The organism is uncultured Nostoc sp. (assembly GCF_964245445.1).
Classification (GTDB): Bacteria; Cyanobacteriota; Cyanobacteriia; order Cyanobacteriales; family Nostocaceae; genus Nostoc.
The window spans coordinates 1-9780 of the sequence record NZ_CAXTNE010000279.1; the positions used below are offsets into that span (position 1 = coordinate 1).

General features: G+C 40.5%; 10 protein-coding genes. 3 read left to right on the forward strand and 7 right to left on the reverse strand.

Annotated features, from left to right (window positions below; genetic code table 11):
- Positions 1-136: 136 nt before the first annotated feature.
- From ACFE90_RS31400 to ACFE90_RS31425, 6 genes are all read right to left on the reverse strand, one after another.
- The gene (locus ACFE90_RS31400) at positions 137-421 is read right to left on the reverse strand and encodes a hypothetical protein (RefSeq protein WP_375506247.1); all 285 of its coding nucleotides are present in this window, start codon (positions 419-421) and stop codon (positions 137-139) included.
- Positions 422-436: 15 nt separating this feature from the next.
- Positions 437-1429, reverse strand: a complete 993-nt coding sequence (locus ACFE90_RS31405) for a calcium-binding protein (RefSeq protein ID WP_375506248.1) — start codon at positions 1427-1429, stop codon at positions 437-439.
- 43 nt (positions 1430-1472) lie between these two features.
- Positions 1473-1745 carry a DsbA family protein gene (locus ACFE90_RS31410; RefSeq protein ID WP_375506249.1) on the reverse strand — a complete coding sequence of 91 codons (273 nt, stop codon included), beginning with the start codon at positions 1743-1745 and terminating at the stop codon, positions 1473-1475.
- A 451-nt stretch (positions 1746-2196) separates the two neighbouring features.
- On the reverse strand, positions 2197-2529 hold the full coding sequence (locus ACFE90_RS31415) for a DUF4278 domain-containing protein (RefSeq protein ID WP_375506250.1): 333 nt from the start codon (positions 2527-2529) through the stop codon (positions 2197-2199).
- A 255-nt stretch (positions 2530-2784) separates the two neighbouring features.
- Positions 2785-3936, reverse strand: coding sequence for a hypothetical protein (locus ACFE90_RS31420; protein ID WP_375506251.1), 1152 nt, complete (start codon positions 3934-3936; stop codon positions 2785-2787).
- 151 nt (positions 3937-4087) lie between these two features.
- The gene (locus tag ACFE90_RS31425) at positions 4088-5122 is read right to left on the reverse strand and encodes an RNA polymerase sigma factor, RpoD/SigA family (RefSeq protein ID WP_375506252.1); all 1035 of its coding nucleotides are present in this window, start codon (positions 5120-5122) and stop codon (positions 4088-4090) included.
- A 276-nt stretch (positions 5123-5398) separates the two neighbouring features.
- Between ACFE90_RS31425 and ACFE90_RS31430 the strand changes: the two genes are divergently transcribed.
- The 3 genes from ACFE90_RS31430 to ACFE90_RS31440 all read left to right on the forward strand — a co-directional run bounded on the left by ACFE90_RS31430 (position 5399) and on the right by ACFE90_RS31440 (position 8749).
- Positions 5399-5533, forward strand: coding sequence for a hypothetical protein (locus ACFE90_RS31430; RefSeq protein WP_375506253.1), 135 nt, complete (start codon positions 5399-5401; stop codon positions 5531-5533).
- A 484-nt stretch (positions 5534-6017) separates the two neighbouring features.
- Entirely contained in the window at positions 6018-8345 is a 2328-nt protein-coding gene (locus tag ACFE90_RS31435; protein WP_375506254.1) for a CHASE2 domain-containing protein, read from the forward strand.
- Positions 8318-8749 carry a hypothetical protein gene (locus tag ACFE90_RS31440; RefSeq protein ID WP_375506255.1) on the forward strand — a complete coding sequence of 144 codons (432 nt, stop codon included), beginning with the start codon at positions 8318-8320 and terminating at the stop codon, positions 8747-8749. Before ACFE90_RS31435 ends, ACFE90_RS31440 begins: the two co-directional genes overlap by 28 nt.
- 51 nt (positions 8750-8800) lie before the next feature.
- On the opposite strand, the gene ACFE90_RS31445 is transcribed toward ACFE90_RS31440, so the two are convergent.
- Positions 8801-9565, reverse strand: a complete 765-nt coding sequence (locus tag ACFE90_RS31445) for a DUF928 domain-containing protein (RefSeq protein WP_375506256.1) — start codon at positions 9563-9565, stop codon at positions 8801-8803.
- Positions 9566-9780 lie beyond the last annotated feature (215 nt).

Consider the following 9780-nt stretch of genomic DNA (forward strand, 5'->3'; position numbering starts at 1 on the left):
GCCTCCCCTGCCTCCCCTGCTCAAGAATAGCTCACCAAAGCGATGGGATATTTTTTTAGTTGGAAGTCCCTTATGTCACTTCGACACCCCGTTTTTGCATCTCCTTGGTCTGATTGAAAGTCATGGTATGTGTTTATCAGTCAACCTGCCTGTTCTCAGTAACGACTCCTAGCCTTGCGGCAATGCGTTTTGCCGTCGTCAACCGAGCTTCTGTAATCTCTCGATTCGCCGATCGAGCCGCTGCTAAAATCTCAGGCGGTGCACTTGCGGGTGTACCACTGTTAAATGGAGGTTCAGGCGCATATTGAATTTGCAGTTGAATCTCCTGCGCCACGCGATCGCCATGCAAAAGTGCAGCAACTTGCACGCCGTCATCGGCAGCAGTAACGCCTGCTGCACTTACAACCTTGCCATCGATCACCTTGTTTATTGATAGTTAAATAAAACTAAACTGGCTAGTGTTGTTTAGACTGAGATTTTCCGGCAAAACGTTTGCAACAATCCCAATCAACTCCTGAGTTGTACTATCCTTGAGAAAGATACCCGTTCCTGACTGTAAACCCTGTGGAGATACACCAAGGGAATAATCTTTCGCCTCACCAGTTAGTTGAATAGTGTCGTTGCATCGAAAATCTGTAATGACAGCATAGTCACTGGTTCCAGCACTGGAAATATCTTCGTCATTATAGAAAACGGATTTCGTATCACCTGCAATTATTCCTCCTAAGACAAATCTGTCTCTACCTGTACCACCAGTTAAAAAGTCAACCTCACCTTGTCCTAATCCTTGAGGAGGTCCTGATACTTCAGGATAATTAGGTGTTATTCCAAATAAAGTGTCATTTCCAGAACCCCCAAACACGAGATCATTTCCTGAGCTACCAATCACCAAGTCGTTACCGTTATCACCAAAGACTAAATCGTTTCCCTCAGCGCCAATAACTTGATCATTCCCATCACCGCCACTTACAAAATCATCGTCACCCTCTCCGGCAACGATATCTTCGCCACTTCCTCCAAATACTCTATCTGCACCCAAGCCACCAAATATTCGATCGTTCCCAGCTCCTCCATAAATCGTGTCATTACCTAATCCGACAGAATCAAAACCGTCACCGAGGAGATTGTCATTTCCCGCTTTGCCAAACAGGATATCATCTCCATCTTCACCAAGTACGTTGTCGTTATCAGCACCTCCATCTATTAAATCGTTTCCAGGACCACCTTCAAGAAAATCAGTTCCACTTCCGCCTTGCACGCTGTCATTTCCATCAGACGTGCCGACAATATCATCCCCACTACCTGCCTCTACCGTGTCATTACCACCTAGAGAACCTATAACATCACCACCTGAAAAACCTTTAATGAAATCATCATTTTTAGTGCCGAAAATTACATCTGCACCTGTCGTACCATTACGATTTGCCATTTGACTCAACATCCTTTGTTTTTGAAGATAAAACTACCCAAACTTAGAAAATCCATCCCAGAAAATAGTGGTGATTAATGGCCGCCTTCAACTGCTCGATGTTCCAGCGTTCGGTATAGCGAACTCTATTAATAAACAGTGCCGGGGCAACCGTGACTCCACTTTGGTATCCACTTTCGATGTCTTGATTGATGCGATCAATATGCACTCGTTTGGATATTTCTTGTAAAAGCCGGGAAAAAAGACTACACACCTGATTCTCTTGGGAAAACACCAGATCGAAATATTGCTGAACTGTTTGAATCAATCGATACACTTCCCCACACTGAAGACACTGGTAATTTCCATATTTCACAAGCACGACAGGAGCATTAAGTTTTCCCTGGTAGCGATCGCGTGGTGAGGGTGGAATAAACAGATGATTTCAACTAGTATCTTGATTCATCGGATGCATTAGTCAAAAGGATTTCTTGTGGCATAAAGTGATTACATGGTTGAACCTCACTCGGTCACGTTATGTCTTCAGCTTATAAAACTAATGCAGCTTTGTCGCCAACCCAGAGTTGAGTGTTTGCTCTGACGAAATGATAGTCACTACCTATCTGTGCAACCAAGTCTCAACCGAACTTAAGTTCAGTTTTCACAAATTGGCGAGTCCTCGTTTCAAGGCTGTGACTGCTGCTGATTGAGGTGATGAATACAATTGTAAGAAGATAGGTGAACGGAGTTGACAATAAAATTTAGGGTTGTGAGGTGAGGCGTCTTGTTCAGCGAACTAAGATTTTAAATATCCTAGCAAGGTTTCGGCGTAAAGTTTGGGATCGCGTAGTATTAACAGGTTGAGAGAGTGTTGTAAAAACTTCTCCTGTATGTGTTCTCTCCACAAAATAGGCGATTCCCCGATAAATTAATTGATAAGTAACTGGCGGTGTAGAGATTTCCAGAGGCTTGATATTCGGGTCAACATGATAGGTTAGTCCACGATAAATCAAGTTATAAGCAGAACCTTGATGAAGAACTGGTGCAAATGGTCGTATTGCTTTTTTAGCTACTTCTTTTGAGTTATATTCATAAGTAAGACCGCGATAGTAAAGTTTCATTTTTCGCTCCTAATCTATTTATTTTTACAGGTAATGACATACCTATTTTGTATTTGCTTAAATGACTCCTGGTTTGCTTATTGTTATGCTTTTTACTTGTTTTTTATACCAATCATCTACCACTACAAAAATTGTTGTTAATAGCGTTCCAAAGTCTATGCTAATCATGGGGGAAGTCTGAGTTGAAAAGCTGGTAACTTTCATCTTCTTACTTCTCCCGCCTTTTTTCTAATTCACATTAGGTGTGAATTGGTATTACACTAGTTGAATGTCTAGACTCGGTTGAAAACCAATAGGTTTATTTTCAATAATGGCAAATCTAGATTCTTGGAAAAACAAAGAACCATTTAGGGGATTGTAACTGAAATCGCTAATTCCTGTAGCACCAAACCCTGCTTGAGAAATCTGGATTATGTCACCTTCAACAACCTTGAGGTCTTTGATAATGTCAACACCATCTAATACACTGGTGAAAACAAATTTATCTGCACCTAGTCCACCAGTGAGAATGTCGCTACCATTTCCACCGGCGAGTAGGTCATTGCCACCGCCACCAGAAACTGTATCATTACCGCCATTGCCGAATAACTGGTTATTTTGTCTATCTCCAACAATGGTGTCACCTTGATTTGTACCTCTGACGTTATCAAAGTTGATAAATGTAAACTTAGCTGTATTTCCATTAGGAAGATTATTTATTACGAAACTTTGAGTTTCAAGGTTGGCATTGACTGATACATCAGACCCAAAAAAAGGGATTGAGGCATCTATAGTGTTATTTGCAGCACTAGCATCAACAACAAGATTTTCAAAATTGATAAGGAAATCTGTACCTAGCCCACTACCTTTTTGAAGAATTCCATTAATTAAAATGGTAGAACTGACACTAATTTTGTTGTAATCAGCCGTATCAATACCATCTCCACCATCTAAGGTATCGTTGCCTGCACTGCCTCTGATAATGTCATTGCCACCACTGCCAGATAATTCATTATCTTTAGCATTACCAGTAATAGTGTCTTTTTGATTTGTACCAATTACATTGACAAAATTCTTCACCTTGACTACTATTGGCGGTGAACCCACAACTCTAATTTCTAGTCTTTCTTTAGATAAGTCAGCTACCAGTGATACATTTGTACTATCAGTAGTTGCATCAATACTGTTAGCCTGTCCAGTAGCACCAATGACAGCTTCAAAAAAATCTTTAAAAATGTCACTCCCGACAGCACCTTTTTGAATAACTTCTGGTCGAATTGTTACAGGTTGTCCTAAGTCACTGTAATCAATAGTATCGAAACCATTTCCACCAGTAATAGTATCATCACCTGCGCTGGCAATAAATCTGTCATCCCTAACAGTTCCAACTAAAGTGTCGTCCCCATCTGTACCTATAATTATTGCCATAATCCTGCTTTGCTTATATTTGAGTAACTGCTTTAAGTTCTTCCGCCGCCCTTTAGCCAGGGGATTTTACGGTAATTAGTAATTGGTGATTGGTGATTAGTAATTAGTAATTAGTGATTGGAATGTATTTTTCTTCCCCATTACTCATTACCTATCGTCGCCTTTTCACCTGCTTACCAGTCTTGAGATTTACCCTATAATTAGCCTCTGATTTAGTTAACCGTTGCTGTAAAAAGTTTAGAGCTTGTTTTTTTATCTGTCGGACTCGTTCTCGACTAATACCCATACGCTGACCAATTTGTTCTAGAGAAAGTTCATGTCCGTCTATCAAACCAAAGTATAAAGTTAATACTTCTTGTTGTTGGGGAAATAGATTTGACAGTAAAATTTCAACGTCTTGATTGACAAATTCCTCAGTGGGATGGTAATCATCAGAATATATGCAATCTTCTATTAAATCTTGTAATAAGGTTTCATTTTCTACCCCAATTCGGATGTCAAGGGAGGTAGTTTGACGAGCCAAAAGCATATAGTGTTGAACCTGACTCGGCTTTAAAGAAAGTGCATTAGCAATTTCTACACTAGTAGGAATGTGACCCAATTTTTGAGATAACTCTTGCTGGATACGCTTAATTTTGTTTAACTTATCATGGATATGAATAGGTAATCGGATTATGCGTCCTTGTTGGGCAAGCGCTCTGGTAATTGCTTGCCGAATCCACCAGTACGCATAGGTTGAAAACCTGTATCCTAAAGCCGGATTAAATTTATCAATCCCTCTACTTAAACCCAGAGTACCTTCCTGAATTAAGTCCATAAGCTCTAGGTTACGTTTCTGATATTTCTTGGCAACTGACACCACAAGCCGGAGATTAGCTGCTATCATTTTCTCCTTGGCTTTTTTGCCTTGATTTAGCTGTTGAAGTAACTCCTGTTCGCTTAACTGCATCTGATTCGCGCATTCTTGCACTGTAGGTGTACGCTTTAATTCAACAGCAAGTTTTTCTGATTCAGCAATTATTGTCATCATCTGCTGAATTTGTTGAGATAATAAAATTTCTTGCTCCTGAGTTAAAAGAGGTATCCGTCCAATTTCTTGTAGATAATTATGTACCGTATCATTTGTAGAACGCGATGTTTTACTTGTGTTACTAGCTTTAGTATCCGAGAATGTTAAGTTACTCATAAGTACTTAGCCTCTGTTTATTTAGAATATTTTGTGTTAATAAAAAGCCGCATATTAAGTACCCCTCCTTAGGGGTCGCTTTCTCGTGTATCAAAAACTAGAGTGACAATAAATACAACTACTAGAAACCTTTGGTTTATGGAAAACTCGGTTTACTAAAATTTAGATTCCTACAAAATTACCAATAGGACAATGGGGAAAAATCAGGTATTTGTAGGCTGAAGTAGTTTAGTAAGTATGAAAAGATAGGCTAAAATCAGGTGAAACAATTTTGGATTGACCAAGCCCCGTTGGTTTGGGGTGTGGGGTGTAGGGGAAGAAAAAGTGTTTGCCTCATTCATAACCGATGGTGCGCCGCCCGTGGGGTACTATCGGGAGCAACGCGATTTTCTGAAGTTGGACTTTAAATGAGCGATGCTTTCTCTACGAGAGGCTTGTCTGCGACACGCTGCGCGAACGCCAACGGCGGGCTACGCCTACACTAAAACATACATTTAAATAGAACGTTATTTTGTTAACAGAAAATCTACTGAAGAACACGACAATTAATCTTGATGAGCTATCTCAAAAAGATTATTAACAGTTAATTTAGTAATAATAGAGTTTTAATACTAAGTATTAATTACTACATAAGACAGCCTGTCGGAGAGTTGATGTATAAAAGTGTTCAAGCACTGCTATGGTCAAGGAAAGAATTAAAAATATCACAAAAATTGTCCCAACTTACAGCTATCCATTGGCATCGCAGATGTAACATAATCTCTACGTTATCTCGAAGCCAAAACTTACTGTTTCCTAAACCATCATAAGTTTCTAACCTATAGCTAATAGTGAAAGTTCTCTCGTATATGACTAAAATCTATTTATGAATTTTATTGAGGAATGAATAGTCTTAATGACAACAGCTAAGTCAAACTTTGAATATCAAATTGGAGGTAGTCTTGAGAGTAGCGCTCCTAGCTATGTGAAACGACAAGCTGATTTGGAATTTTATGAACAGTTAAAAGCGGGTCAGTTTTGTTATGTACTAAACTCTCGACAGATGGGCAAGTCTAGCTTGCGAGTGCGGACTATGCAAAGGCTGCAAGCAGAAGGGGTAATCTGTGTTTTTATCGATCTGACAGGGATGGGTACGCAGGATGTAACTCTAGAAAAGTGGTATGCGGGAATTGTCCAATCTTTGGTGAGTAGTTGCCAACTGAACTCAAAAATCCAATGGCGAACTTGGTGGCGTGAGCGGCGGGATTTGCTCTCATCGGTGCAGTGCTTGAATCAATTTATTGAAGAAGTACTATTAGTAGAGGTTAAGCAAAATATAGTTATTTTTATCGATGAAATAGATCGAGTTTTGAGTCAGAATTTCTCATTGGATGATTTTTTCGCTTTAATTAAATTTTTCTTTCAGCAACGAGAAGTTTGTGATGAATATAGGCGTTTGACTTTTGCACTATTAGGAGTGGCAAATCCCAATGAACTAATTCAAAATAAGACCCAGACACCATTTAATATTGGCAAAGCAATTGAACTGCAAGGATTTCAGCTTGATGAAGTGCAACCATTAACAGATGGTTTGCAAGGCAGGGTGACTAACCCTGAAACGGTTTTAATGCAGATATTAGAATGGACAGGTGGACAACCGTTTCTTACACAAAAGCTGTGTCGGTTGCTTGTTTTAGAGTCAACTTCTCAAAGATTTTCATCTATTGAGCAAGTAGTAAAGTCGCGTATTGTTGAAAATTGGGAAGCTCAAGATGAACCTGAGCATTTGAGGACGATTCGCGATCGCATCCTATATAGAAATGAAAAACGCACAGCTAGATTATTAGAGTTATACCAGCAGATTTTACAGCATGGAGAAATTCCTGCCGATCGCACTCCTGAGCAAATCGAATTACGACTCTCAGGTTTAGTAGTCGAACGACAAGGCAAGCTCAAGGTATATAACCGTATTTACGAAGCTGTGTTCAACCAAACTTGGGTTGACCGTAAATTAGCACAGTTACGGCCTTATACAGAAGCGATCGCTCTTTGGTCAGCCTCAGCTTGCCAAGATGAATCTTACTTGTTGCGAGGACAAGCTTTACAGAATACTTTAACTTGGGCATTAGGTAAAAGCCTTGGCGATTTAGATTATCAATTTTTAGTTGCTAGTCAAGACTTAGCCAAACGCCAAGCCCAAACGTCACTGCAAGCCTTAGCACAAGCTAGTAAACTTTTGGCACAAGCTAGACAAAAAGCCAAGCAACAAGTTTTGCGGCATCGAATTGGTTGGAGTTGGATACCACGGATTGCGATCTGTGTGACTGCACCTATGCTGCTGCTGCGTTTTGCTGGGTTACTACAAGGTAGCGAGTGGAATATGCTCGATCAGTTTTTTCGCTGGCGGTTGTCGTTAGAGTCACCAGAGAAGCGAATAGCGATTGTGACTATTGATGAAGAAGATATCAAAAAAGTGGGAAAATGGCCTATACCAGATCGGGTTTTAGCTGAGGCAATTGCTAATATTAAAGCCCAAAAGCCTAGAGCAATTGGTTTAGATGTTTATCGAGATTTACCTGTAGAACCCGGGCATCAGGACTTGGTTAAAATCTTCCAATCAACTCCTAACTTATATGGAATTGAAAAAGTCGTCGTCAATAACAAAACTAGTACTATTGCACCTCCTCCGACTCTCAACCAAGAAAGAGTAGGCTTTGCCGATCAAGTGACAGATGCAGATGGTAAGGTGCGTCGTGCGTTATTGTCAGTAGACCTTCCGAAAAATGAAGTGCGCTACAGTTTGGCGTTGAAGTTGGCACAACACTATCTCAAGTCCGAAGGGATAAACCCAGAACCAATTGACAATGATCCCCAACGTCAGCGGATGCGTTGGGGGAAAGCAGTCTTTGAAAGGTTTGAGGGCAATGATGGCAGCTACGTTCGTGCTGATTCTGGAGGTTATCAGATTTTGTTGAACTTTAGAGGAAATCAGCAAAATTTTACTACCTTTTCTTTAAGAGATGTATTGCACAAACGTATTACTTTTGATAGGTTACGCGATCGCATAGTTCTGATCGGTACTACTGCCGAAAGCATTAAAGATGTACTTTACACACCTTACAGCAGTCGTCTATTGAATTCTGCTCAACCGATGACTGGGGTAACTCTTCATGCCATATCAGTCAAATCATTAGTGCTACTCTCGATAACAGACCTTTGCTTCGTGTTTGGCAAGACCCTATAGAATGGCTGTGGATTTTAGTCTGGGCGGGATTAGGAGCGGTCATCAGCCGATATTTGAAGTCTTCAATTGTGATCGCGGCTAGTATTATCTTTGTCGGTGCTGGGCTTGTAGGGGTTGGTTTTTTAGCCTTTTGCTTAGGCTGGTGGATACCTATCATGCCTTCACTGCTAGTGTTTTTAGTATCAGCAGTCGTTTTAGAGTTAATTACTTACAAGCAACTCGAAAGATTTCAATTTCACCAAACTTTGGCACTACTTTTAGAAATGTGTCAAGATTATCCTCTGGCGGGGGCAATTGCGATTGAATACCTTAAGCAGTCAGAAAGCCAAGAACGTCAAATTTTGATTGAGCAACAGTTGCGAGAAAAACAGTTAGCTATTTCTGCAATCGCAGTGGTTGAATAGCGATCGCATCTAAGTTAGAAAATTACACAGAACCAGCGTATGTTGGGATAATTATTTCTCCAATCGCAGCGGTTGAGTAGCGATCGCATCTAATCCCACAGACTTGAGGAAGTTAGTCCAAATATTTGCTACGGCTTGATTGTCAGGTTGAGTATTTCTAATTCGAGCTAGGGTAATCACAGCATCGTACCAAATTCCTTGTTGACTGTAAGCATTTGCCTGCTTGAGGTCTACCTTCTGATAATTCTCAAGCTGAGGTAAAGCTACACGGCGTACCCATGAGGTGACTACCGGATCGTTAGGGCCAGGTTTTTCATTGCATACTAAGACTACAGCCCACTGATAATTTTTGCCTACTTCTAGAGGAGGTGTGCTGTCCACTGACTTGAGGCTAATAATCCCAGGTTCACCTTTGATTGGAATGAAGGTTTGGGAATAAACTTGATTGTCTTCTGCTATTAAGCTTAAGATTACTTGCTTGGCAGATGTTGGCGGGAGATATACCAAAAATGTCGGATGCTCTGCTGTCGTAAGCCCAAAGTTGCTGTCAGAGGGCACAAGGGGTATCAAAGGGGGCTGGTTGGATAGAGCAGTGGATGTTGCATCTTGAGGACATTGCAAATCACCACGCGACCCTGCTGATGATGTAGATTTTGGCTGACCTTTACTTGGTGGTGGTTTAAACATTATTTGCTGGCTTTTTGAGCTATTAGTTGGTGTGGGAATATTTGCAGTTGATTGAGCGATTGCAGCTTGCGTCCCGATGGGAAACAACCCGACGACAATTAAATAAATCAACTGTTGACTAGTGAACATCAATTTTCTTTCGGTAAAATTAAAACTCCTTAAGGTGATACCAATTGAGAATTCTCAATTCCGAAAAAAAAGCAACTTTTTGCAAGAATCCAGTTCTTAGTCCTGCACAAGTGAGTTGGCTATATTCGCAACATCCAAAGCGCACCCCCATGACAGAGTTATATCAAGTCCGGTGAATCACTTACGATTACTGTATCTGTGCAAAAATCTCAAAA

Bases quoted from the DNA above. Each gene is read 5' to 3' on its own strand.
- ACFE90_RS31435 (WP_375506254.1), top strand. From the start codon at position 6,018: ATGACAACAGCTAAGTCAAACTTTGAATATCAAATTGGAGGTAGTCTT.
- ACFE90_RS31420 (WP_375506251.1), bottom strand. From the start codon at position 3,936: ATGGCAATAATTATAGGTACAGATGGGGACGACACTTTAGTTGGAACT.
- ACFE90_RS31425 (WP_375506252.1), bottom strand. From the start codon at position 5,122: ATGAGTAACTTAACATTCTCGGATACTAAAGCTAGTAACACAAGTAAA.
- ACFE90_RS31405 (WP_375506248.1), bottom strand. From the start codon at position 1,429: ATGGCAAATCGTAATGGTACGACAGGTGCAGATGTAATTTTCGGCACT.
- ACFE90_RS31445 (WP_375506256.1), bottom strand. From the start codon at position 9,565: ATGTTCACTAGTCAACAGTTGATTTATTTAATTGTCGTCGGGTTGTTT.
- ACFE90_RS31415 (WP_375506250.1), bottom strand. From the start codon at position 2,529: ATGAAACTTTACTATCGCGGTCTTACTTATGAATATAACTCAAAAGAA.